We start from the raw sequence: 23,272 nt of genomic DNA, 5'->3' as shown, positions 1-23,272 counted from the left end.
TGACCTCTGCCAAAACCGCCGACTGCTGCTCGGAGCCTGCCAGTAACCGCCCGCAGTTTAGCCTACTTGAAAACGCGATCAGCGGACACCTTGATCCGACGGCCAACTTCTATCGGACACAAAAATGCTCAAGAAGACAGTCGAACAGGTCGTCGGATACGTTCGGGTCTCGACCGACGATCAAGCGGAGCACCGGACTAGCATAGACAGCCAGGGGGCACTCATCCGCGCCGATGCTCAAGCAAAGGGGCAAAACCTCGTCACGATCTTTTCGAGCCCGGCCTCTCTGGCCGGGAAGAAGGACGACCAGGGTTTATCCGCATGCCCGCCTTTATCGAGGATCCCGCCAATCGCATCGCAGAGATCAAGATCTGGTCCCTGTCGCGGCTTGCTCGTAACCTCGAACTTCAGGTGCAGACGTTTGCGCGTCTGAAACGCACGAAGGTCAGGCTGCTGTCGCTAACCCAGTCGTTCAGCGATGACCCGTCCGGAAATCTCATGCGTAACCTGCTGGCAATGTTCGACGAACATTTCGCGTTGGAGTCTGCCAAACACACTAAGCGCACGATGCGCGGGAATGTCGAGGAAGGATTCTACAACGGCGGACCGGTGCCGTTTGGATATGAAAGCCGCACGGTCGAGATGAGGGGTAACAAAGAGAAGAAGAAGCTGTTCGTTGTCGAAAGTGAGGCAAGCATCGTCCGCACGATGTTTCGCTTGGCAACCATCGGCGATGGTCATGGCCCCCTAGGTGCCCGCGGTATTGGCGAGTGGCTTCGCGATCGAGGCTATCGGTTCCGCAACCGCCAATTCAATAATAGCAATGTCGGCGGAATTCTCGTTCGCGAACGTTACCTAGGGCGCTATTTCGACAAGACCGTAATCGACGAGGGAAAGCCCAGGTCCGAAGCAGATTGGACCGACGCCGACCCGGCATTGCGTAAGGGCTATATCCGGCTTTTCGTGTCCGAAGTTACGATCGATGCCAAGGAGATCAGAATTTCCGGGTCAAACGAGGCACTGGCACACGCCGTCAGCAGGATGCCTGCTGACGGCGGTGGGGTGCCCAGCTTTGACCGGGCGTGGTGCCCCTGGCCGGACTCGAACCAGCACGCCTTGCGGCACTCGATTTTGAGTCGAGCGCGTCTACCAATTTCACCACAGGGGCAGCGGAGGTTTCGCTAGACGAAGCGCAGGCGGGCTGCAAGTCGGTCTAGCTCCGCGGCGACTGGCGTCGATAGCTCAACGCCTCGGCGACATGGATGCGCCCTACCCCCTCCGTCCCCGCCAGATCGGCGATCGTCCGCGCCACCCGCAGCACCCTTGTATAGCCGCGCGCCGACAGCCGCATCGCCTCCGCCGCCTGCGCGAGCAGCTTGCGGCCGGGCTCGTCGGGGGTGCAGTGCGCGGCGAGCAGCTCGCCCTCGGCCTCGGCATTGGTGCGCGCCGGAACGCCGCGATAGCGCGCCGCCTGCACCTCCCGCGCCGCCGCAACCCGCGCGCCGACCTGCGCCGAACCCTCGGCGGGTGGCGGCAGCACCAGGTCCGCCGCGGTCACCGGCTGGACCTCGACGTGCAGGTCGATCCGATCGAGCAGCGGCCCCGAAACCTTCGCCTGATAGTCCGCAGCACAGCGCGGCGCCCGCGCGCAGGCCAAAGCCGGATCGCCCAGATGCCCGCAGCGGCACGGGTTCATCGCCGCGATCAGCTGCACCCGCGCCGGAAAGGTCACATGCGCATTGGCGCGCGCGACGCTCACCGTGCCGGTCTCGAGCGGCTGGCGCAGCGAATCGAGCACCGCGCGCTGGAATTCGGGCAGCTCGTCCAGAAACAACACCCCCAGATGTGCCAGGCTAACTTCGCCCGGTTTAACCTTGAGGCCGCCGCCGGTCAGCGCGGCCATCGATGCCGAATGGTGCGGACTGCGGAACGGCCGCGCGCGCGTGAGCCGCCCACCCGCCATCGTCCCCGCGACCGACGCGACCATCGAGACTTCGAGCGCCTCGGCCGCATCCAGCGGCGGCAATATCCCCGGCAGGCACGAAGCAAGCAGCGATTTTCCCGCCCCCGGCGGCCCGACCATGATGGGGTGTGGCCCATCGGTCGCGTTCAACGTGATCTAAGCTGCGCATCTCATCGCCAAGATAGTGTGGCCGTATCACCTTCCGCTTCGCCTCCCAGCCGTGATGAGATCGAACCACCTGTCATATGCGGGTGCGGATCCGGTTTGGCTGCGCTGCTCTTCGCGAGCGAGCGTGCGGAGCGCGCGTTCGAAGGCTTCCTCGTCGAGCTTGTCTAGGTGCTCTGTAAGCATTGTCACCAGTACGTCGCGCCGGCTCGTCCCGGTTCCCTTCAGGCCGAGCGCGGTGCCTGCGGCCTTGAGATTCGACATGGCGGGGAATGAACGCTTGGCGATCAGCGCGTCGCGCAGCTCGCCTATCGTGTCGGCGTGGGGCCCCCCGAACCTTGGCTCGAGCTCCAGTTCGGCAGGTTTCGATATCGCTGCTTTCTTCGCACGGGCCTTGGAGGACAACTTGGCAGCGGTGGACTTTGCCTTCGCGCGACCGCGGGCAGGCGCGGGGGAGGGCGTTTTCTCCGCAAGAAGGCGGATGGCGTTGGCGAGGGCGGGTGATCCGCCCCGTGTCTCGAGCTCCGCGATCAGCGGCTGCCAGTCGGTCATGCGATACTTGACGAATAGCGCTGCGACCTCTCGGATGAGGGCTTCGGTCTTGTGGCTCACAGGCCTATGCTCCCTAGGAACTCATCGCCCACGCGCTCCAGCTCCTCCTTGCGGCTCGAACGGGCGTTGTCGGTCAAGAAGATCGGTTTACCCTGCCGGGCGCCGGCCGGGTAGCTGTCGGAGTGGTTTATCTCGTTCTGCAGAACAGGGATGGCGTTGCGACCGGCGGTATCGCGGACAAAGCGTCTGCTGCGGCCGTGCTCGACCCGGTCGCTGACATCGTTGAATACGATGCCTGCGATCTGCGGGGGCGTTTCGTTCCGGTGGGTGTTCTCGAATTCGACGATCGACTTCAGAAGTAGGGGAAGTCCGATCGCGGACAGGAATTCGGGCTTCACGGGGACGAGGATCCAGTCCGCGGCGAAGTAGGTCGCGGTGGACAGGATGGATTCGGTCGGGGCGCAGTCGATGATAATGAGGTCGTAGCTGTCGCGAACCTCCTCCAGCGCGTCGCGAAGGACATGCGCGCGCTCGAGTGCGAGCCGCATGCTCCATGCCAGGTCCAGACTTGCGGGGACTAGGTGAAGGCATGACTGGTCGTTCCAGTTGTGGACCTCGTGGATGAGTCCGCGGATGTCCACGGGGCCATCACCGGGTTCGTGGCGGAATAGCATCTCGATCGTCGGGTCGTCGTCTGCTATCAACTTCTCGTATCCCTCGACGCCGAGGATGTACTGGCTGAGGTTGAACTGCGGATCGAGATCAACCAGCAGGACGCGAAGTCCCCTGTTGTACGATGCGTGCCAGCCGATGTTGGCCGTGAGCGTGGATTTCCCGACGCCGCCCTTCATGTTCATCAGCGCAGCGATCGCCGCGGGATGACGGTCCTCCGCCGGCGCGCTGGGCACGACTGCCTCTTGGCGCACGGCGATGTCTTGAGACATCGCCCAATCGATCACCGCCTCGCGCGTCCACACAGGGCCGGCCTTCAGGGTCGCCGTCGGCGCCGGAAAACCGCCTTTGCGGCCTCGCCAGTTCGATACGACCTGCTTGGAGACGCCGAGCATCTCCGCGATCTCCGCAACCCCGACCAATTCCAACCGCTGAACTCCTTGCGTTACCAATGTATGAATTTCTTCAATGGCGTACACAATACCATTTGACAGCGTGCGTGCAATGGTAGATTTATAACGCTGTCCGAAGCGGCGATGCCGTTCGATGTCGTCGCTCTGGATGGGGTGGCCCCGGGGGAGGCGTACCTGCCCCGGGGTCCGTTGCCGCTACGTGAGCATGCGGCTGCTGTGAGAAGTGTAGTAGGCATGATATGGCTGAAAGTCAAGAATTTGCGGCGCTGACGCCGGCGACGATCACTGCCGTCGAATCCGCGCTCTCCCAGCCGCGCTTGACACCCTATCTCGCAGGCCACGGCAATCGCGAGTACGCGCTTCGCCTGTACCTCTGGAACGGCCGTCTGTCTAAGGCCTTCCTATTCCCACTCGGCATCTGCGAGATCGCGACGCGCAACGCCGTCAATAGCGCCCTGTCGATGGCCTACAGCTCTGATTGGGTGCTTGCCCCACCGTTCCAACTGAACCAGTTCTCCGCGCAGTCACACTCGCGCGCGCTCGATCGCCTGAACCGCTTCGCGGCAAGGCATAACTTGCCGCCTCCGGGTCCGAATGACCTGATCGCAGCGCTGACGTTCGATTTCTGGTCGAATCTGTTCCGTGAAGACTACGACCACGTTTGGCCGGCTAACGTGCTGGCGACGGCGTTCCCGAACCTGCCTGCGGGTATGGGGCGTAAGGACGTCCAGCGGCGGGCGGCGGAGGTCAACGACCTGCGCAACCGGATCGCGCATCACGAGCCTATCCACGATCGCCAAGACCACGGGGCGCGGCTAAACGTGATCCTCGACCTCATCGGTCTCATTTCGCAGCCTGTACGCGACTTTACGCGCCGTCATTCGACGGTGATGACGGTGGCGCGCGTTCCGCCGACACGATACTCGAGCTTTCCGGGACGACCGCTCGCGCAGATGAACCTGCGGACCCCTCCGCTGGTGTTGGCGGACGATCAGTTAGACAATGTCATTCGCGCGATGCGTGCTGCACGGCCCGAACTGGCGCTGATCGAAACATATGACGGTGCAGGGCCGGCTGCCCTCACGACGACCGGTGCCTTGGCGCTTACCGCCGACCGCGCCGCCATGATAGGAGGGATGGTCGATCTGTCCGAGCTGACGGCACGCGACGTGGTCGAGGCCTATCCGGTGTCGCTGGCGGAGATCGACGTAAGGGCGAGCAGCGGCGACGTTATGGCGCTGTTCTTTCCTCCCGATGCGACGGCATCGCGACCGACTGCGATCCTTGTACGGTCGGCGACGGGGAAGGTGGTGGGAGCGATTCTTAGGCCTGAAGTTCGCCTTTGATGCGGGGTGGAAGGGGGCAACGGAAGCATCGGCTCGGTTCGTCATTCATCTCCCTTCGCTTGAGGAACGAACCTGATCGTGCTTGCCGAGATGCGCACAACACGCTCGCGAAGATCCCGAGACATACGGTACACCATCGCCGCTGGCCCTCTGGCCAGCGTCAGTAAACCAGGTCAAGATTGCATTACGCTACGAAAAATCCATCAAACTAAAATGAGGGTGTAGCTATATCAAACCTGATCATGTTATGCCCGCCGGCCGCGGCGATCTCCAGCGCGCGCTTGGCCGTCTCCTGCCCCTTCACCTGCGCAAGATCCGGCCCGATGCCCACTTCCTCCGCCTCGCCCGGCGGCGCTGCCGGCAGCAACTGGTTGCCCTTGAAGTGATTGAGCAACCCGATCAGGTCGGGCGCGGCCACCACTTCGACCGACCCCGCCCAGGCCGCCTCGGGTCCCTGCGCCACCGGACAGACCAGCCCCTTCCCCACTTCGGACGCATGCAAGGCCGCCAGCAGCACCCCGGGCGAAGGCGCGATCCGCCCGTCGAGCCCGAGCTCGCCGACCACGACATAGCCCGCCAGCGTCTCGGCGTCGGCCACCCCCATCGCCCCGAGCAGCGCCAGCGCGATCGGCAGGTCGAAGTGCGAACCCTCCTTGGGGATGTCCGCGGGCGACAGGTTCAGGATGATGCGCTTGGGCGGCAGCGCCAGCCCGATCGCGGCGATCGCCCCGCGCACCCGCTCGCGGCTCTCCGCCACCGCCTTGTCGGGCAGCCCCACCACGACGAAGCTCGGCAGCCCGGCGACGAGGTTGCACTGCACCTCCACCGCGCGCGCTTCCAGCCCCAGATAGGCAACCGTCGAAACGCTCGCGACCAAATCAGCCTCCCCCGAAGCGAGCCCAAGCATAGCGGATTCTGTCCGAAGTGGAACGGTTCGCAGCCGTAATGGAGGAAGCTGCCCTGTCTTGCGCGGCCAACACACGCTCCCCACATGATTTTCATGTCGCGCCCGCGCAGAAAGAGCCCGATCGTCCGCCTGGTCCTGATGGCGACCGGCTTCCTGCTCATCGCCGCGACGCCGCTGGTCGGGATCATCCCCGGCCCGGGCGGGATCTTCGTCTTCGCCGCGGGGCTCGTGCTGGTGCTGCAGAACTCGAACTGGGCGCGCAAGCATTTCGCCCGGCTCAAGCGCCGCTGGCCGCGATTCGGCCATTATGCCGACCGTGCGCTGCGCCGCCGCAGCTTCCGCCGCCGCCGCGAACGTGCGAAGGAAGCGGAGATAGCCCGCGCCGAGGCGGTCACGCTCGGCTTCAAGCCGTAAGCGCTGCGTTGACTTGGCCAGCGACTGCCCTTATGGGCTCCCGACACGCGGCCGCCCTTGTGGTGGCCCTTTTACGTTCTAGAATCTCGAGGATGAGCGATGAAGCGGACTTTTCAGCCGAGCAATCTGGTGCGTGCGCGCCGGCACGGCTTCCGCACGCGGATGGCGACTCCGGGCGGCCGCAAGGTCATCCGCGCCCGTCGTGCCCGCGGCCGCAACAAGCTGTCGGCGTAACTGCCGTAGCCGTTAAGCGGCTGACGCAACGCAAGGACTATCTCGCGACCAATGCGGGGAAGCGGGCGCCCATGCCCGGCTTCGTCCTGCTCGTCCGCGCGCGTGCCGACGACGATCCGACGATGCGGATCGGGCTCACCGTCTCCAAGAAAGTCGGCAACGCCGTCGTCCGCAACCGGATGAAACGGCGCCTGCGTGCGCTTACCCGCGAAATACTGCCCGAAGCGGGGCAGCCCGGCGCCGATCATGTCCTGATCGGCCGCAACGGCGGCATCGAGCGGCCCTATGGCGAATTGCGGACCGAGCTGACCAAGGCCCTGGCGAAGGTGCGGCGGTGACAAGCACTCCCGTCACCCCCGCGAAAGCGGGGCCCCATTTCCTGCAGATGCACCCAGCGAAACCGCCGTTGAGCATTTGGCGCGCTCCGGAGATGGGCCCCCGCTTTCGCGGGGGTGACGAAAGCGAGCGTCGGACGTGATCGCCCGCTTCCTCATCCTCCTCGCGCGCGGCTGGCAGATCGGCCCGTCCGCGATCCTGCCGCCCAGCTGCCGTTTCGCGCCGAGTTGTTCGGCCTATGCAATCGAGGCGCTTGGCCGCTATGGGGCGATCAAGGGGAGCTGGCTGGCCGCAAGGCGCATCCTGCGCTGCCATCCATGGGGCGGGCATGGGTACGATCCCGTGCCATGACTGACCTTTCCGGGGAATATCGGTGAAAGAAGACCAAAAGAATTTCGTGATCTTCGCAATATTGGCCGCGCTGATCCTGTTCGGCTGGCCGACGATCATGCAGTGGGTCTTCCCGCAGCAGGCGCCCGCCCCGGTCAAGATCGAGGGCGGCAAGACCATCCCCGTGCCGAACCCCGCCGCCGATCCGGCGCTCGATTCGCCGACCGCGATGCGCGATCGCGCGGCGGTGCTGGCCTCGACCCCGCGCGTGCTGATCGATACGCCGAAGATGCGCGGCACGATCAACCTCAAGGGTGCGCGGATCGACGATCTCGTCCTCCCCAAATATGACGAGACGATCGCCAAGGATTCGCCGCCGATCCGCTTGCTCTCGCCCTCGGGCGCGAAGGGCGCCTATTTCGCCGAGTTCGGCTGGCAGGGCGCCGGCGTCCAGGCCCCCGGCCGCGATACGGTCTGGCAGGCCAGCGGCGCGCGGCTGACCCCGACCACCCCGGTCACCCTCACTTCGACCAGCCCCACCGGCCAGATCTTCCGGATCGAGTTGTCCGTGGATGCGGACTATATGTTCAACATCCGCCAGACGGTGGCGAACGTCGGCACTGCGCCGGTCTCGGTCACGCCCTATGCCCTGGTTTCGCGCGCCGAAAAGTCGGTCGATGTCGATCAGTGGGCCGCGCATGTCGGCCCGATCGCGGTCTATGACGGCGCCGCGGACTATATCAATTACAGCGATGTCGAGAAGGCGGCCGAGTCCTTCACGACGACCGGCGGCTGGGTCGGCTACACCGATCACTACTGGCTGACCGCGATCGTCCCGGATCAGCGCATCCCCGCGCAGATCCAGCAGCGCGGCGCCGCCGGCAAGGCCTATCAGGCCGATTATCAGCTCGCACAGCCGCTCAATATTCCGGTCGGCAAGAAGGTCACTTATTCGAGCCACTTCTTCGCCGGTGCGAAGGAAGTGAAGCTGCTCGAGGAATATCAGGACAAGCTCGGCATCGTGCAGTTCGACCGCGCGATCGATTGGGGCTGGTTCGGCATCATCGAGCTTCCGATTTTCTACTATCTCGACTGGCTGTTCCGCCTGGTCGGCAATTTCGGCATCGCGATCATCCTGCTGACGATCACGATCCGCGGACTGCTCTTCCCGATCGCGCAGAAGCAGTTCGCCTCGATGGCGGCGATGCGCGTGCTCCAGCCCAAGATGAAGGCGCTGCAGGAGCGGCACAAGGACGACAAGCCGCGCCAGCAGCAGGAGATCATGAAGCTCTACAAGGAAGAGAAGGTGAACCCGCTCGCGGGCTGCCTGCCGATCCTGCTCCAGATCCCGATCATGTTCGCGCTGTACAAGGTGCTGCTGCTCACGATCGAGATGCGCCACCAGCCCTTCGTCCTGTGGATCAAGGATCTGAGCGCGCCCGATCCGCTGCTCGTGCTCAACCTGTTCGGCCTGCTCGATTTCACCCCGCCCTCCTTCCTGGCGATCGGCGTGATCCCGATCCTGCTCGGCCTGTCGATGTACTTCCAGTTCAAGCTGAACCCCGCGCCGATGGACGACATGCAGAAGCAGATCTTCGCGATCATGCCCTGGATGCTGATGTTCCTGATGGCGCCCTTCGCGGTCGGCCTTCAGGTCTACTGGATCACGTCGAACGTGCTGACGATGGCGCAGCAATGGTGGCTGTATCGCAAGCATCCGGGGATGAAGGTGGCGATGCCCAAGAAGGAGCCGGCGGCGAAGTGACCGAATTCAGCGAAGACGCGATCGAAGCCGCGCGGAAAGCCTTTGCGGGGCCGGTCGCCTTCCTGAAGTCGGCCCCCTCGCTCGAATTCCTGCCCGGCGCGATCGTGCCCGAAGTCGCCTTCGCCGGCCGCTCGAACGTCGGCAAATCGTCGCTGCTCAACGCGCTGGCGGGCCGCAATGCGCTCGCCCGCACGTCGAACACGCCGGGCCGCACCCAGGAACTCAATTTCTTCGACATCGGCCAGCCACTCGCCTTCCGCCTCGTCGACATGCCCGGCTACGGCTTCGCCAAGGCGCCCAAGGACATGCAGCGCAAGTGGCGCTATCTGGTGAACGATTTCCTGCGCGGCCGCGACGTGCTCAAGCGCGCGCTCGTCCTCATCGATTCGCGCCACGGCATCAAGGATGTCGATCGCGAGATCCTCGACATGCTCGACAATGCCGCGGTCAGCTACCGCGTCGTCCTGACCAAGGCCGACAAGATCAAGGCCAGCCTGCTCGCCGAGATGACGCGCCAGACCGAGGAGGAAGCCCGCAAGCGCCCCGCCGCGCATCCCGACATCCTCGTCACTTCGAGCGAGAAAGGCATGGGCATCCCCGAGCTGCGGGCCGCCGTGCTGGAAGCGATCGGCTGAGTTGGGGCAAGCCGACGCCCTGCTCTTCTCCTACGGCACGCTCCAGCTCGAATCGGTCCAGCTGCGCCAGTTCGGCCGCCGCCTCGACGGCAGCGACGACGTCCTCCACGGCTATGGGGTGATCGAGATCACCATCCGCGATCCCGACGTCCTCGAAGCCAGCGGCATCGAAACCCATCTCGCCTTGGTCCCCGACGCCAACGCCCCGCCTCTCCCCGGCAAGGTGTTCCACCTGACCGCCCAAGAGCTCGCCGCGGCCGACATTTACGAGAGCGAGAATTACCGTCGGGTCGAGGCGGCGCTCGCATCCGGCGCCCGCGCTTGGGTCTATCTCAAAGCCTAAGCCTCGACTCACGCCCCCCGACTTGGCAAGGACGCGCCATGCTCAAGCTCATCATCGGCAACAAGGCCTATAGCTCCTGGTCGCTGCGCGGCTGGCTCGCCTGCAAGCAGTCCAGGCTGCCGTTCGAGGAAGTCGTCGTCCCGCTCTACAATGCCGAGTGGGACAAGCGCCGCGAAGGCGCGGAATTCGGCCCCTCGTCCGGAAAGGTGCCGATCCTGTGGGACGACGATGCGGTGGTGTGGGACAGCCTGGCGATCGTCGAGTATCTCAACGACAAGACCGGCAACACGCTTTTCTGGCCCGAGGGTGAAGCCGCCCGCGCGATGGCGCGCTCGATGGCGGCGGAAATGCATTCGAGCTTCCTCGCGCTGCGCCGCAAGCACAGCATGAACATCCGCCAAGTCTATCCGCCCCAGCCGACCGACGCCGACGTTCTCCAGGATCTGAGCCGGATCATGGAGCTCTGGGCGCAGGCCCGCGCCCGTTATGGCGGCGAGGGCGAATATCTGTTCGGCGAGTTCGGCGCGGTCGACATCATGTACGCGCCGGTCGTCACCCGGATCGTGACCTATTCGCTCCCCGTCCCCCGCTTCGCGCAGTCCTATATGCTCGCCGTCCTCCAGCACCCCTTCATGCAGGACTGGATCGCCGCCGCGCAGGAAGAGGATTGGGTGATCGAGCAGTTCGAGATGCCGGCGACCGACTGAGCCTAAGGCAGCCGTGTGGTCGGATACGGCGTCCCGTCCTTATGCGCATAGCCCTCAGGCCCGAACGTCATGTCGATGTCTGGATACGCGCCGGCGTCCAACGCCTTGTCGCCCGCGCTCACCGCGATGAAGACACAATCCACCGCCCCGCGATTCTGCAGATGGTGCCCGTTGCGCACGCCCTTCGGAAACGCCGCGCAATCCCCCGCGCGCATCACATGCTCGCCCGAATCGTCGATCAGCACTGCCTCGCCGGCAAGCATCACCACGAACTCGTCCTCGGCCGCATGCCAATGCCGCTGCGACGACCAGGCGCCGGGCTTCAGCGTCACATGGCTCACCCCCATCTCGCTGAGCCCGGAAGGCGGCGCCAGCCGGCGATACCAGCGGCCCGCCACCGCCTTGTCGAATGGATCGGGATAGCCCGTCGCATTGGTCTGCGGGATTGTATCGAGATCGAGCTTGGGCAATGCCACCTCCCATGGATGTCGACAGCCTTTTGCCCGAACCGGTCTCCCTCACCAAGGCGCTGATCGCCGCCGAAAGCGTCACGCCCGCGCGCGGCGCGGTGTTCGACGTGCTGGAGGCCGCGCTCCGCCCGCTCGGCTTCGCGGTCGAGCGCTTCGTCGAAGGCGAGGCCCCCGACGGCCCGGTCGAGAATCTCCTCGCCACCCGCGACGGCTCCGGCCCGCATTTCGCCTTCGCCGGTCATCTCGATGTCGTCCCCCCCGGTCCCGGCTGGACCAGCGGTGCCTTCGCGCCCGAAGTGCGCGGCGGGCTGCTCTACGGCCGCGGCGCGGTCGACATGAAGGGTGCGATCGCCGCCTTCGTCGCCGCCGCGGCACGCGTGCCGCAGGGCCGGCTCAGCCTGATCATCACCGGCGACGAGGAGGGCCCCGCCACCTTCGGCACCCCGGCGCTGATCGAGCGCATGGCCGAGCGCGGCATCCGCCCCGATCTGTGCCTGGTCGGCGAACCCACCTCGGCGCAGCGGCTGGGCGATACGATCAAGATCGGCCGGCGCGGCTCGGTGGTGGTGTGGATCGAAATCCCCGGCCGCCAGGGTCACGTCGCCTACCCGCATCTCGCCGACAATCCGATCCCCCGGCTCGTCCGCGCGCTCGCCGAGATCGACGCCATCCGCCTCGACGAAGGCAATGCCTGGTTCCAGGCCTCCAATATCGAGGTCACCGATCTCACGGTCGGCAATCCCGCCACCAACGTCATCCCCGGCCTCGCCAGCGCACGGCTGAGCATCCGCTTCAACGACATGCATAGCGGCCAGGATCTGATCGCTCGCATGCAGGCGATCGTCGAGCGCCATGCGCCAGAAGCGCGCGTCGTTGGTCGCGTGTTCGGCGAAGCCTTCCTCACCCCCCCAGGCGCCTTCTCCACGTTGGTCTCCGGCGCAATCGAAGCCCGGCTCGGCATCACCCCCGAGCTATCCACCAGCGGCGGCACCTCCGATGCCCGCTTTCTGGTCAGGCTCTGCCCGGTGGTCGAATTCGGCCTGATCAACGCGACGATGCACAAGCTCGACGAAGCCGTGGCGGTCGAGGATCTGGTGGCGCTGGCCGATCTCTACGCGGAAGTGATTCGGCGCGTGTCGAGCAGCTGACGGTCAGACCGCGAGCCGTCGCGGCTCCACGCCGCGCGCCCAGGTCAGGAACGCCGCTTCCACCATCGGCTCGGCGATCGAATAGCCCTGCAGAACATCGCAACCGATTACCCGCAGCACCATCGCCTGCGCCTCGTTCTCTATCCCTTCTGCAACCGCCTCGCAGCCGAGGCCGTGGGCCAGCCCGATCACCGCCTGCGCGATCGCGCGGGCAGCGGGCTCGACGGCAACATGCTCGATCAGGCTGCGGTCCAGCTTGATGCGGTCGATCGGCAACTGGCGCAGCCGCTTGAGGTTCGAATATCCGGTGCCGAAATCGTCGATGGCGACGCTCGCCCCGTCGGCGCGCAGCGCGGCGATCGCCTCGATCACGTCCTCGGAGCAATGCATCGCCAGCGTCTCGGTGATCTCCAGCTCGAGCAGATTGGCCGGCGCAGACGCCGCGTGCATCGCCTCGCGCAGCTTGCGGAAAAAGCCGGCATGATCGATCTGGCGCTGGCTGATATTGACCGCAAGCCGCTGCCGGATGCCCAGCTTGCCCCAGCGCGAGATCGTCTCGGCGACGCTCACCACCACCCATTCGCCGATCTCGACGATCAGCCCGGTCTCTTCGGCGCGCTGGATAAAGGCCATCGGCATGCGCATGCCCTGGGGATGTTTCCAGCGCAGCAACGCCTCGGCGCCGACGATGCTGCCGTCCTTGGCGCAAACCTGCGGCTGAAAGACCAGCCCGAACTCGTCATGGTCGATCGCCTCGCGCAGATCATGCTCGAGTTGGGCGCGGTCCGCGATCTGCGTCGCCAGCGCTTCGCTGAAATGCTCGGCGCGTCCGCGTCCGGTTGCCTTGGCGTGATACATCGCCGCGTCGGCGGCACGCATCAGGTCGTGCAGCGCGGTGCCATGTTCGGGCCGCATCGCGATGCCGATCGAGGCCCCGATCGAGATTTCCTGGTCGGCCAGGTCGAACGGCTCGGAAAGCGCATATAGCACGCCGCGCCCGATCCGGTCGGCGTCGCGCACGCTGCGTATCTCGGGAAAGAACATCGTGAACTCGTCACCCGCCAGCCGCCCGATCAGCGGCGGCTTGGCGCCGACGCCGGCCGCAAAGCGGTCCGCCACTGCGCGCAGGCGATTGGCCACCATCCCCAGCAGCAGATCGCCGGTGGCATGGCCCATCGTGTCATTGACCGTCTTGAACCGGTCGAGATCGATGAAATAAAGCACGGCGCTCGCGTCGGCGGGCATTTCGACAAGCATATGCTCGGCGGTGCGCCGGAAATTGGTGCGGTTTGGCAAGCCGGTGACGGGATCGAACATCGCCAGCCGCTGGACGCTTTCCAGATTGGCATGGAGCTGACGGAACAGCCCCTCCATCGCATGCGACAGCTGTGGCACGCATTCGCTCACCTCGGGCGGAATTTCGCTCTCCAGATCGCCGTTCGAGGCACGCTGCAGCCGGGCGATCGCGGCGTCGATCGCCCCCGCGGTCGATGCGATCGTGCGCTCGGCGGAAGCCCAGCACAACACGCCGCAGACGATCGCGGCGATCAGCGCGCGCGCGGCCGATTCGACGGTGATATCCTGAGGTGTCGAGGCCGCGGCCACCGCGAGGATGAACGCTACAGCGCCAGCGCACATTGCAAACGCAATGGCTCGGCTCTTGAGCGAAAATCCCTCCACGTCTGCGCTGTTCCCCTCGATTCAGCGCAAAGACTGCCCCATATAGGTTAAGAATTTGGCGGCGCGCGGGGCCGCCGCAAGACAATGTACAGCGCGCCGCTGCCGCCGTGCCGCGGGTGCGCCCCGCGCACCGCCGCTATCCGATCCGAATGGCGCGACGACGCCAGCCAGTCCCCCACCGCCGCCCGGATCGCCCCGCGCGCATGGGGACGCTCGGATTCGGGCCGCGGCGGCTTGCCGGTGACGAGCAGCAACACCCGATCCCCGCGCTGCACCGCATGGTCCAGCCCGCGATCGAGCCGATCGTAAGCCGAGGAGAGCGTATGCCCATGCAGGTCCACGGTGGACTCGGGCGCCACCAACCCCCGCGAGAGCCGACGATCCCAGGAGCCGTCCAGGGTATTACTCCCCTCCCTGCTCGCAGGCGGGGGCTGGGGATGGGTGCGCGCGTCTGCGCGCTTCAAAGACTCTTTCTTCGGTTTCGCTGCAGGCGGAGCCGGGGGCATCGAGCCCCCGCCGCCAGCCCCACCCCCAACCCCTCCATTGACAGGGAGGGGAGCGCTAGGTGGCAAGGCTCTCGCTGCAGCGACCACCTTCGCCGGCGCCAGCGGTTTTACGGTGGCAATCACCCGCTTCCAAAGCGCCGCTTCCTCCGGCGTCAGGCTGCGCTTCACGGCGCCGGGGCGGGCACCGCCGTCTGCAGCCGCGCCACCACCCCGCGTGGCAGCAGCAGCCAGGCCGCGCCGCGCGCCGACATCCCGCCCGCAATCGCACGCGCATCGTCGCCCGCGCCCCAGAAGGTGTCGAAGCGGTTCGATCCCTTGATCGCCCCGCCGGTATCCTGCGCGATCCACAGGCCGGTGGCGTCGGTACGGTCCATCGACAGGAAGGCCGGCGCGCCAAGCGGCACGAACTTGGGATCCACCGCGACGCTGCCCCAGCCGGTCACCGGCAGCCCCATCGCGCCCAGCGGCCCCGCGCCGGTCAATTCCTTGAAGAAGACGAAGCTCTTATTCTCGCGCATGATCGCGCGGCCTTCCTCGGGGTTCTGGCGCAGATAGGCCATGATCCCCTGCATCGAAGCCTGCCCCGCCGCGAGCAGCCCGCGATCGCGCATCAGCTTGCCGATGCCGGTATAGTCGCGGCCGTTCTGCCCGGCATAGCCGATCCGCATCACATCGCCGTCGGGCAGCCGCAGCCGCCCCGAACCCTGGACCTGGAGGAAGAAGATCTCGACCGGATCGGCGGCATAGCCGATCACCGGCGCGCGCCCCTTGAGTGCGCCCTCGTCGATCTGGCCGCGGTCGAAATAGGGCACGAACGCCTTGCCCTCGACGCGGCCGCGGATCCGCTTGCCCTTCATTTCGTCGGAAAAGAGGCCGAGATCGACTTCGACCAGGTCGCTCGGCGGGCCATAGATCGGCACTTCGTATCCGGGCCGCCGATCGCGCGAACCGTGGATTTCGGGCTCGTAATAGCCGGTCGCGAACGCCTTGCCGTCGGCGATCTGCGCCGCCTCGAAATAGCGCATGAAGAAGCTCCGCGCATCGCGCTCCGGCCAGCTCGCGGCGGCGCGGCACGATTCCGCCCAGTCGCTGCCCTGCGTCAGCCCGCTCGTATCGGTCCGGCGCTGGAGCGACCCGCAGCTGATGCGGTATGCGAGCAACGCACGCGCGGCGCTTTCGTCGGTGATCGGCAGGCTGTCGATCGGCGGACCCGCGATCACGCCCGCAAGCGCCGCGGTCGTCACGCCGGCGGGCGTCGCCGGCGCCGGGATCGGCTGCAACGGCGTGGCCGCAGTCGGCTGGCGCACGGGAATGTTCGGCTGGGGGGCGGCAGCCCGACTCGGCGCACGCGTCTCGCGCACCGGCGCCGGTCCGGAGCCGGCGGATTCGGGCACGATTCCGCCCGAGCACGCGCTCAAAAGAGCCGCAAGCGCGACTGCCCCCCACAATCGCATCAAACTACCCCTCAGGCTTCGTCGGTTTCGATCAGCTTCCAGTTCGGATCGTCGCTGCGCAGCTTGCGCGCGAAGGTCCACACGTCGTGCGTCTCGATCGCATCGCTGGTCGACCCGGCGACCAGCGTGCCGTCCTGATCGCGCGTAACCGACGCGATGTCGGCGTCGAAGCGCACCGTGATCCGCGCCTGTTTGCCCTCGACCGATGCGTCGGAAATGACCGCGCGCTCGATCGACACCAGCCGGTTCTCCAACACATGCCCGGCCTCGCGCCGCGCGGCGATCGCCTCGGCGAAGCCGCTGCGGACATCGTCCTCGACCAGCCAGCTCAGCGTCTCTTCGTCGCCCTTCCAATAGGCTTCGAGGATCATCCGGTAGGCCGACTTCGCGCCCTCGACGAATTGCCCGACATCGAAGCTCGAATCCGCGGCGACCACGGCGCGCAGCCCGCTCTCGGCGCCTGCCTCGATCGGACGGTCGGCGCTATCGCGCACTTCGGGCGTCACGTCGATCGTGCGCGGCACTGCGGCCATGCCCACCCGTTCCTCGGCAGGCTTCGGCAACGCCTGCTCATGCCCGGTGCGCTTGCCGAGCACCGAGTAGAGTCGAAGCGCCAGGAAACCGGCGACCATCGCGAACAGGATTACGTAGAGCACTGAGCCTCCGAAGCCACTATCACCAGCCTACATAGGCTTTCGCGCGCCGGGTTTCAAATGGCGCCGCCTGGCGCCGATTGAACTGCCGTCGTGCCCCTGCTAACCGGCCACCCGAACCCAACGCGTCGCAAACGCGAAACTATCCGGCAATGAGGAAATATCGATGGACGAGATCGACACGGGCGCCGCTTCGGCCGAGCCCGCAGCCAATGGCGAAGACACCGGTCCCGCAGTCGGCGTGCTGTCGCAATATGTGAAGGATCTGTCGTTCGAGAATCCGAACGCGCCGGCAATCTATCAGCAGCAGGCAGCCCCCGCGATCGACGTCCAGTTCAACATCGGCTCGGGCCAGGTCGGCGAGGACGTCTATGAAGTCGTCCTCAAGATCGAGATCAAGGCGCAGGCCGAAGAGCAGACCGCCTTCCTGGTCGACCTGTCCTATGCCGGCCTGTTCGCGCTCCGCAACGTGCCTGCCGAGCAGATGGAAGCGTTCCTCCTCGGCGAAGCGCCGCGCATCCTCTTCCCCTTCGCCCGCCGCGTCATCTCCGACACCGTGCGCGACGGCGGCTTCCCGCCCCTGATGCTCGAGCCGATCGACTTCACCGGCATCTACGTCCAGCAGCGCGCCCAGGCGGCGCTCGAGCAGCAGGGCGAGCCTGTCGGCCACGCCTGACCTAGTCTCGGGGGATCGGGCATCGTGACACCTGACCGTCACCCCCGCGAACGCGGGGGCCCATCTCCCGGAGGCTCGACAAAGACGACAGCCGTAATCCCTCCTGGCTTCTGCACGAGATGGGTCCCCGCTATCGCGGGGATGACGATAGCGGCATGAAACTCGCCCGTACCCTCGGCTCGGTCGGCGGCCTCACCCTCGCCAGCCGCGTCCTCGCGCTCGTCCGCGATTCGCTCCAGGCAACCTTCGTCGGCGCGGGCTTCGCCTCCGACGCCTTCCTCGTCGCCTTCCGCCTCCCCAACATGTTCCGCGCCTTCTTCGCCGAGGGCGCTTTCGCCTCGGCCTTCATCCCCATGTTCAACCGCAAGGTCGGCGAACATGGCGGCGATCTCGCCCCCGGCCTCGCCTTCGCCGAGCGCGCGCTGGCGGTACTGTTCGCCTTCCTCCTGCTCTTCACCGCGGTGATGCTCGCCGCCGCCTGGCCGATCACCTTCGCGCTCTCGGGCGGCTTCGCGAAGCAGAACCCCACCCCCGATCAGTTCGCCTTCGCGGTCAGCCTGTCGCGGATCACCATCCCCTATCTGCTGCTGATCAGCCTCGCCTCCTTGCTCGGCGGGCTGCTCAACTCGCTCGAGAAATTCTGGATCAACGCCGCGGCGCCCATCCTGCTCAACGTCGCGATGGTCGGCGCCCTGCTCTTCTTCCACGGCGACCCTTATGAGACCGCGCGCGCCCAGGCGATCGCGGTGCCCGTCGGCGGCCTGCTCCAGCTCGGCTGGCTCGCTTTCGCCTGCCGCCGCGCCGGCCTTTCGCTCAAACTGCGCATGCCGCGGCTCGATCCCGAAGTCCGCCGCCTGATGAAGCTGATCCTCCCCGCCGCCGCCGGCGCGGGCGCGGTCCAGATCAACCTGCTCATCTCGACAGCACTCGCCGGCGCGCTGCTGGCCGAGGGTTCGATCTCCTACATCTATTATGCCGATCGGCTCAACCAGTTGCCCCTCGGCATCATCGGCATCGGCCTCGGCACGATCCTCCTCCCCACCGTCTCGCGGCTGCTGGGCGCGGGCAAGGAGGCCGAGGCGATGGAGACCCAGAATCGCGGCATCGAGCTCGCGCTCTTCCTCACCCTCCCCGCCACGATCGCCTTCCTGGTCGCATCCGAACCGATCGTCCGCGGTCTCTTCCAGCACGGCCAGTTCACCGCCGAGGACACCATCCGCTGCGCCTGGGCGCTCTCGGCCTTCTCGGTCGGCCTGCCCGCTTATGTGCTGATCAAGGTGCTCACCCCCGGCTTCTACGCCCGCGAGGATACGCGCACCCCGGTCCGCTTCGCCACCATCTCGGTCGGGGTGAACCTGGTCCTCAATCTCGCGCTGATCCCGCTGATCGCGCATGTCGGCCCGCCCCTCGCCACCGCGATCGCCGCCGCGGTCAACGTCACCCTGCTCTATCTAGCCCTCGCCAAGCGCGGCCATTTCGTCGCGGACGCCCAGCTGCGCCATCGCATCCCCCGCCTGCTGCTGGCCGCGATCCTGATGGGCGCCGCGCTCTACGGGCTCGAACATCTGCTCGATCCCTATCTCACCGGCAGCTTCCTGATGCGGCTCGCGGCGCTCGCATTGCTGGTCGGGACCGGCGGGGCGATCTATGTCGTGGCCTGTTTCGTCACCCGCGCCTATCGCCTCAGCGACCTCAAGGCGCTGCTGCGCCGCCGCGCGCCGGCAAACCCCAAGGAATGAACATGCGAGTCGTCTCCGGAATCCAGACCACCGGCAATCTCCACCTCGGCAATTATCTCGGCGCGATCAAGCAATGGGTGGCGATGCAGGAGCAGGGGGAGTGCCTGTTCTTTCTCGCGGACCTCCACGCGCTCACCGGCAACGTGTCCCCCCGGGAACTCGCCAATTCGACGATCGAGATGGCCGCCATGCTAATGGCCGCGGGGATCGACGATCGCGCGATCCTGTTCAACCAGGCACGCGTCCCCGCCCATGCCGAATTGTGCTGGATCCTCCAGGGCACCGCCCGGATGGGCTGGCTCAACCGCATGACCCAGTGGAAGGACAAGGCCGGCAAGAACCGCGAAGGCGCGAGCGTAGGCCTGTTCACCTACCCGGTGCTCCAGGCCGCCGACGTGCTGGTCTACCAGGCGACGCACGTTCCGGTCGGCGAGGACCAGAAGCAGCATCTCGAACTCGCCCGCGACATCGCGACCAAGTTCAACACCGATTTCGAGGTCGATCTCTTCCCGCTGCCCGAGCCGTTGATCAGCCAGGCCGCGCCGCGGATCATGAGCCTGCGCGACGGCACCGCGAAAATGTCCAAGTCCGACCCCTCGGACATGAGCCGCATCAACCTGATCGACGATGACGACACCATCGCCGCCAAGTTCAAGAAGTCCAAGTCGGACGCCGATCTGCTTCCCGACAGCTTCGATGCGCTTGCCGAGCGTCCCGAGGCGCGCAATCTCGTGACGATCTTCGCCGCGCTGTCCGAACGCACCCCGCAATCGGTGGTCGAGGAATTTGCCGGCAAGGGCTTCGGCGCGCTGAAGCCTGCGCTCGCCGACCTCGCCGTGTCGGTGCTCGCCCCGGTCCGCGACCGGCTGACCCGCCTCCTAGACGATCGCGCCGAAGTCGGCGCCCAGCTCGCCAGGGGCGCCGCCCGCGCCAACGCCCTCGCCGCCCCCACCCTGCTCGCGGCGCAGAAGGCGGTCGGGCTGCAGGTGTAGAACATCCACCCTCACCCTACCGGCGCCTTCGGGGGCGGGAAGGGTCAGGGTGGGCAGGAAAACAAGGAGAGGGAATGATGCAGATACTCAGGTTCGCCGCAATTCCAGCCCTGCTCGGACTGGCCCCCCTGCCCCAAACCGCCCCCGACCCGCGCCGCCCCACCCCCACCTTCGACAGCGTCGCCCCGAAGCTCCCCGCACTGCGCCGCCCCTCGGTCCTGATCTTCAGCAAGACCAACGGCTATCGCCACGCCAGCATCCCCGACGCCGTCGGTGCGGTCACCCGCCTCGCCAAGGCGCGTGGCTGGAGCGTCTATGCCACCGAGAATGCCGCATTGTTCAATCCGGCCCAGCTCGCTCGCTTCGACCTGATCGTCTTCGCCAGCGCCAGCGGCGACATGCTCACGCCCGCCCAGCGCGACGCCTTCCGCGCCTATATTGCCCGCGGCCGCGGCTTCGTCGGCCTCCACGCCGCCGGCGACGGCAGCCACCCGGCCTGGTATCAGGCGTTGCTGGGCTATGGCGGCTATGCCGGGCATCCGAACGGCGCCGACCAGTTCCAGACCGCCGACCTGATCGTCGAAGACCGCAGCCACCCCGCCACCCGCCACTTGCCCCCGCGCTGGCGCTGGACCGAGGAATATTACGCCTACGGCCAGCCCGTCCGCCCCGACGCCCGCATCCTCGCCCGCCTGGACGAGACCGGCATGCGGCTCGAGCCCAGGCACCGCATGGGCGACCGCCACGCGCTGATCTGGTGGCGCTGCGAGGGGAAGGCCCGGATCTTCTACTCGGCGCTAGGCCACAATCCCGAAACCTGGCGCGACCCGGCCCACCTCAAGCTGGTCGACGGCGCAATGGCCTGGGCTGCGCGGAAGACGGGGAAGGGCTGCGGGTAAGCGCCCAAAAAATCCCTCTCCCTTCCTTGACTTCTCCCCTCCCTGAAAGGGAGGGGTTGGGGGTGGGTTGGCGAGCGCAGCGAGCCATCCTAAGCTCTCGATATGGGGCACCGCATCGATCCCGAACTGACCCGGCGGGCACGCGAACTGCGCAACAATCCGACACCAGCGGAGCTTGCGGTCTGGCGCCGGATTTCGCGCTACCGACCGTCCTTCACACGCCAAGTGATCGTCGCGCCCTTCATCATCGACCTTGCCTGCCGCACCGCGAAGTTCGGCGTCGAGTTCGATGGCAGCCAGCATCTCGAAAGCATCGCCGCCGATGATCGCCGCACGCGCTTTCTCGAAGGCTTGGGCTGGCAGATTATCCGAATGTGGAATTCAGAGGTCCTGGCCAATCCCGACGGTGCCGTTCTGCACATTCTGTCGGGAGCCGCCGAGTGCCTCGGCGGCACCCACCCCCAACCCCTCCCTTCCAGGGAGGGGAGAGCCCGTAACCCGCGACGGTGACCGTTCACCCGAATTGCTGTCGCCGGAATCCCCCCACTTGCAATGTAGGACTTCATCGGCTCCACTCGTCAGCCGCAGCGCCAGGCGCCGCCGCTCTTTGACTCGTCCGATCCCAGCCAACACCCCACGCAACAACATTGCCGAACCCAGCAATTTACTTCCACAAAACACGCGAAAAGTGGGAATCCAAGCACAACAGCGCCCAACAATTTCCAGGGTGGAGGCGTGACCAGTCAGCGTTGCCCCGCTCTCGTCTCCTCCACCCCGCCGCACACCCCGTGGGGGTGCGAATCCGTCATCAGCCCTCCAGCGTGCGCATCAGGCTGCGTACCGCGCCGTCGATCTCGACATCCTTGCCGCGCAGATCCTCGATCCGCTTGACCGCGTGGATCACCGTCGAATGGTCGCGATTGCCGAACTTGCGGCCGATCTCGGGCAGCGAGCGAGTCGTCAGCCGCTTGGCGAGATACATGGCAATCTGGCGCGGGCGGGCGATCGCCACGGCGCGGCGCTCGGAGATCAGGTCGATCTGCTTGACTTCGAAATGCGCCGAGACCGCGCGCTGGATCTCGTCGATCGTGATCCGGCGCTGCGCGCTGCGCAGCACTTCGCCCAGCGTCACCGTCGCGAAGTCGATCGTGATCGTCTCGTTCGACAGATTGGCATAGGCCACCAGCCGGTTGAGCGCGCCTTCCAGCTCGCGCACGTTCGACGTGATCCGCGCCGCGAGCAGGTCGATCACCTCGGCGGGCATGTCCACCGCGGGCATGTCCTCCAGCTTGCGCTCGACGATCGCGCGGCGCAGCTCGAGCTCGGCGGGCTTGATGTCGGCCACCAGCCCCGAGCCGAGCCGTCCGGCCAGCCGCGGCTCGAAGCCTTCGAGTGCCTGCGGGGCACGATCGGCGGCGATCACCAGCCGTTTGCCCGACGACATGAACTCGTTGACCGTGTGGAAAAACTCCTCCTGCGTCGCATCCTTGCCGCCGATGAACTGGAGGTCGTCGATCATCAGCAGGTCGACCGAGCGCAGCCGGGTCTTGAACGCATGCGTGTCCTTGTTGCGCAGCGCCTGGACGAAATCGAACATGAAGCGCTCGGCGGTGACGTAGATCGCGGTCGCCTGCGGATTGGCCTCGAGGAACGCCTGGCCCAGCGCGTGCATCAGATGCGTCTTGCCCTGGCCGGTGCCCGAATGGAGATAGAGCGGGCTGAACCGCGGCGGGCCGGGCTCGGCCACCGCCATCGCCGCGTTGCAGGCGACGCGGTTGGTCGTGTCGATCACGAATCGATCGAAGGTGAAGCGCGGATCGAACAAGGGTCGCTCGCCGGGCGTAATCGCCGGAGCGGTGGGCTCGGCCGTGAGCACGCGCTTGGGCTCCTCGCTCAGCGTCTCGATCGTGACGCTCTGCACGTCGGGCAGCACCGCGCGGAATTCGAGCAGCATCCGCTCGGAATAATGGTTGCGCACCCACTGCGTCATGAAGGCGGAAGGCAGCCCCAGCCGCACGGCGTCGACGGTCGAATCCTCGATCAGAACGACAGGCTTCAGCCACTGGTCGAACAGGCGCTGGCCCGCCGAGCGGCGCAGATTGCCCCGCACATGCGTCCACGCCTTGGTGACTGCCTCCATATCGATCCGCTCCAACATCTTCGCCTGGCTCACGCACGTCTCTCCCCGGCGAGAATCGAGTGACTCTCGCGCGTCATACCATCCAGACCCAAAGGCTCTCCGCGGCCGGACTATGCCCCCGGACTGGCGCGCA

At 66.2% G+C, this 23,272-nt stretch carries 23 protein-coding genes, 1 tRNA gene and 3 pseudogenes; 16 read left to right on the top strand and 11 right to left on the bottom strand.

The features are described from left to right. Positions 1-321 precede the first annotated feature (321 nt). A pseudogene (locus tag OKW87_RS17500) lies at positions 322-822 on the top strand (recombinase family protein); the annotation flags it as partial. A gap of 261 nt (positions 823-1,083) precedes the next feature. Here the strand turns inward: OKW87_RS17500 and OKW87_RS00130 are convergent. The 4 genes and pseudogenes from OKW87_RS00130 to OKW87_RS00115 all read right to left on the bottom strand — a co-directional run bounded on the left by OKW87_RS00130 (position 1,084) and on the right by OKW87_RS00115 (position 3,780). Further along, positions 1,084-1,168 (bottom strand) — tRNA-Leu (locus tag OKW87_RS00130). Positions 1,169-1,213: 45 nt separating this feature from the next. After that, a pseudogene (locus OKW87_RS00125) lies at positions 1,214-2,089 on the bottom strand (YifB family Mg chelatase-like AAA ATPase); the annotation flags it as partial. Between the two features lie 69 nt (positions 2,090-2,158). Further along, a complete protein-coding gene (locus OKW87_RS00120; protein WP_265541370.1) occupies positions 2,159-2,740 on the bottom strand; it encodes a hypothetical protein in 582 nt (193 codons plus the stop codon). After that, on the bottom strand, positions 2,737-3,780 hold the full coding sequence (locus tag OKW87_RS00115; RefSeq protein ID WP_265541369.1) for an AAA family ATPase: 1,044 nt from the start codon (positions 3,778-3,780) through the stop codon (positions 2,737-2,739). The genes OKW87_RS00120 and OKW87_RS00115 overlap by 4 nt, the downstream gene beginning before the upstream one ends. Positions 3,781-4,004: 224 nt before the next feature. On the opposite strand from OKW87_RS00115, the gene OKW87_RS00110 reads away from it, so the two are divergent. Next, positions 4,005-5,111 carry an Abi family protein gene (locus OKW87_RS00110; RefSeq protein WP_265541368.1) on the top strand — a complete coding sequence of 369 codons (1,107 nt, stop codon included), beginning with the start codon at positions 4,005-4,007 and terminating at the stop codon, positions 5,109-5,111. A 238-nt stretch (positions 5,112-5,349) separates the two neighbouring features. Here the strand turns inward: OKW87_RS00110 and OKW87_RS00105 are convergent. Next, positions 5,350-5,988 (bottom strand): annotated as a pseudogene (locus OKW87_RS00105) (magnesium chelatase domain-containing protein); the annotation flags it as partial. A 123-nt stretch (positions 5,989-6,111) separates the two neighbouring features. On the opposite strand from OKW87_RS00105, the gene OKW87_RS00100 reads away from it, so the two are divergent. The 8 genes from OKW87_RS00100 to OKW87_RS00065 all read left to right on the top strand — a co-directional run bounded on the left by OKW87_RS00100 (position 6,112) and on the right by OKW87_RS00065 (position 10,782). Beyond that, entirely contained in the window at positions 6,112-6,432 is a 321-nt protein-coding gene (locus OKW87_RS00100) for a hypothetical protein (protein WP_265541367.1), read from the top strand. Positions 6,433-6,531: 99 nt separating this feature from the next. Further along, positions 6,532-6,666, top strand: coding sequence for a 50S ribosomal protein L34 (gene rpmH, locus OKW87_RS00095; RefSeq protein WP_213979878.1), 135 nt, complete (start codon positions 6,532-6,534; stop codon positions 6,664-6,666). 20 nt (positions 6,667-6,686) lie between these two features. Further along, positions 6,687-7,004 carry a ribonuclease P protein component gene (gene rnpA / locus OKW87_RS00090; protein WP_265544172.1) on the top strand — a complete coding sequence of 106 codons (318 nt, stop codon included), beginning with the start codon at positions 6,687-6,689 and terminating at the stop codon, positions 7,002-7,004. A gap of 136 nt (positions 7,005-7,140) precedes the next feature. Next, positions 7,141-7,353: a membrane protein insertion efficiency factor YidD gene (gene yidD / locus OKW87_RS00085; protein WP_265541366.1), complete on the top strand. Its 213-nt coding sequence runs from the start codon at positions 7,141-7,143 to the stop codon at positions 7,351-7,353. A gap of 22 nt (positions 7,354-7,375) precedes the next feature. Beyond that, positions 7,376-9,097, top strand: coding sequence for a membrane protein insertase YidC (gene yidC, locus OKW87_RS00080; protein ID WP_265541365.1), 1,722 nt, complete (start codon positions 7,376-7,378; stop codon positions 9,095-9,097). After that, positions 9,094-9,732 (top strand): ribosome biogenesis GTP-binding protein YihA/YsxC, encoded by a 639-nt coding sequence (gene yihA, locus OKW87_RS00075; RefSeq protein ID WP_265541364.1) that lies wholly within the window; start codon positions 9,094-9,096, stop codon positions 9,730-9,732. The genes yidC and yihA overlap by 4 nt, the downstream gene beginning before the upstream one ends. 1 nt (position 9,733) lies before the next feature. Beyond that, the gene (locus OKW87_RS00070) at positions 9,734-10,075 is read left to right on the top strand and encodes a gamma-glutamylcyclotransferase family protein (protein WP_265541363.1); all 342 of its coding nucleotides are present in this window, start codon (positions 9,734-9,736) and stop codon (positions 10,073-10,075) included. A gap of 38 nt (positions 10,076-10,113) precedes the next feature. After that, a complete protein-coding gene (locus OKW87_RS00065) occupies positions 10,114-10,782 on the top strand; it encodes a glutathione S-transferase family protein (protein ID WP_265541362.1) in 669 nt (222 codons plus the stop codon). Positions 10,783-10,784: 2 nt separating this feature from the next. Here the strand turns inward: OKW87_RS00065 and OKW87_RS00060 are convergent, their stop codons facing one another. After that, a complete protein-coding gene (locus OKW87_RS00060) occupies positions 10,785-11,252 on the bottom strand; it encodes a cupin domain-containing protein (RefSeq protein WP_265541361.1) in 468 nt (155 codons plus the stop codon). An 11-nt stretch (positions 11,253-11,263) separates the two neighbouring features. Between OKW87_RS00060 and dapE the strand changes: the two genes are divergently transcribed. Continuing rightward, positions 11,264-12,400: a succinyl-diaminopimelate desuccinylase gene (gene dapE / locus OKW87_RS00055; protein ID WP_265541360.1), complete on the top strand. Its 1,137-nt coding sequence runs from the start codon at positions 11,264-11,266 to the stop codon at positions 12,398-12,400. 3 nt (positions 12,401-12,403) lie between these two features. Here dapE and OKW87_RS00050 read toward each other — a convergent pair whose 3' ends face one another. The 4 genes from OKW87_RS00050 to OKW87_RS00035 all read right to left on the bottom strand — a co-directional run bounded on the left by OKW87_RS00050 (position 12,404) and on the right by OKW87_RS00035 (position 16,672). Further along, a complete protein-coding gene (locus OKW87_RS00050) occupies positions 12,404-14,038 on the bottom strand; it encodes a putative bifunctional diguanylate cyclase/phosphodiesterase (protein ID WP_265541359.1) in 1,635 nt (544 codons plus the stop codon). Between the two features lie 89 nt (positions 14,039-14,127). After that, a complete protein-coding gene (locus tag OKW87_RS00045; RefSeq protein ID WP_443025111.1) occupies positions 14,128-14,706 on the bottom strand; it encodes a Smr/MutS family protein in 579 nt (192 codons plus the stop codon). A 44-nt stretch (positions 14,707-14,750) separates the two neighbouring features. After that, entirely contained in the window at positions 14,751-16,040 is a 1,290-nt protein-coding gene (gene mltA, locus OKW87_RS00040; RefSeq protein WP_265541357.1) for a murein transglycosylase A, read from the bottom strand. Between the two features lie 11 nt (positions 16,041-16,051). Then, complete coding sequence (locus OKW87_RS00035) at positions 16,052-16,672, bottom strand: Tim44/TimA family putative adaptor protein (protein ID WP_443025110.1); 621 nt, start codon at positions 16,670-16,672, stop codon at positions 16,052-16,054. Between the two features lie 187 nt (positions 16,673-16,859). On the opposite strand from OKW87_RS00035, the gene secB reads away from it, so the two are divergent. From secB to OKW87_RS00010, 5 genes are all read left to right on the top strand, one after another. Next, entirely contained in the window at positions 16,860-17,369 is a 510-nt protein-coding gene (gene secB / locus OKW87_RS00030) for a protein-export chaperone SecB (protein ID WP_265541355.1), read from the top strand. 155 nt (positions 17,370-17,524) lie between these two features. Further along, positions 17,525-19,108 carry a murein biosynthesis integral membrane protein MurJ gene (murJ, locus tag OKW87_RS00025; RefSeq protein ID WP_265541354.1) on the top strand — a complete coding sequence of 528 codons (1,584 nt, stop codon included), beginning with the start codon at positions 17,525-17,527 and terminating at the stop codon, positions 19,106-19,108. A 2-nt stretch (positions 19,109-19,110) separates the two neighbouring features. Next, positions 19,111-20,100 (top strand): tryptophan--tRNA ligase, encoded by a 990-nt coding sequence (gene trpS, locus OKW87_RS00020; protein WP_265541353.1) that lies wholly within the window; start codon positions 19,111-19,113, stop codon positions 20,098-20,100. 77 nt (positions 20,101-20,177) lie between these two features. After that, positions 20,178-20,999 carry a ThuA domain-containing protein gene (locus OKW87_RS00015; RefSeq protein ID WP_265541352.1) on the top strand — a complete coding sequence of 274 codons (822 nt, stop codon included), beginning with the start codon at positions 20,178-20,180 and terminating at the stop codon, positions 20,997-20,999. A gap of 102 nt (positions 21,000-21,101) precedes the next feature. Next, a complete protein-coding gene (locus OKW87_RS00010) occupies positions 21,102-21,509 on the top strand; it encodes an endonuclease domain-containing protein (protein ID WP_265541351.1) in 408 nt (135 codons plus the stop codon). Positions 21,510-21,807: 298 nt separating this feature from the next. Here the strand turns inward: OKW87_RS00010 and dnaA are convergent, their stop codons facing one another. Next, the gene (gene dnaA, locus OKW87_RS00005; protein WP_265544171.1) at positions 21,808-23,157 is read right to left on the bottom strand and encodes a chromosomal replication initiator protein DnaA; all 1,350 of its coding nucleotides are present in this window, start codon (positions 23,155-23,157) and stop codon (positions 21,808-21,810) included. Positions 23,158-23,272: the final 115 nt, after the last annotated feature.

It is taken from the genome of Sphingomonas sp. M1-B02 (assembly GCF_026167525.1).
Taxonomy (GTDB): domain Bacteria; phylum Pseudomonadota; class Alphaproteobacteria; order Sphingomonadales; family Sphingomonadaceae; genus Sphingomonas.
Note: the sequence above shows the minus strand (reverse complement) of the source record. Positions and strands in the feature narration are given on the sequence as shown.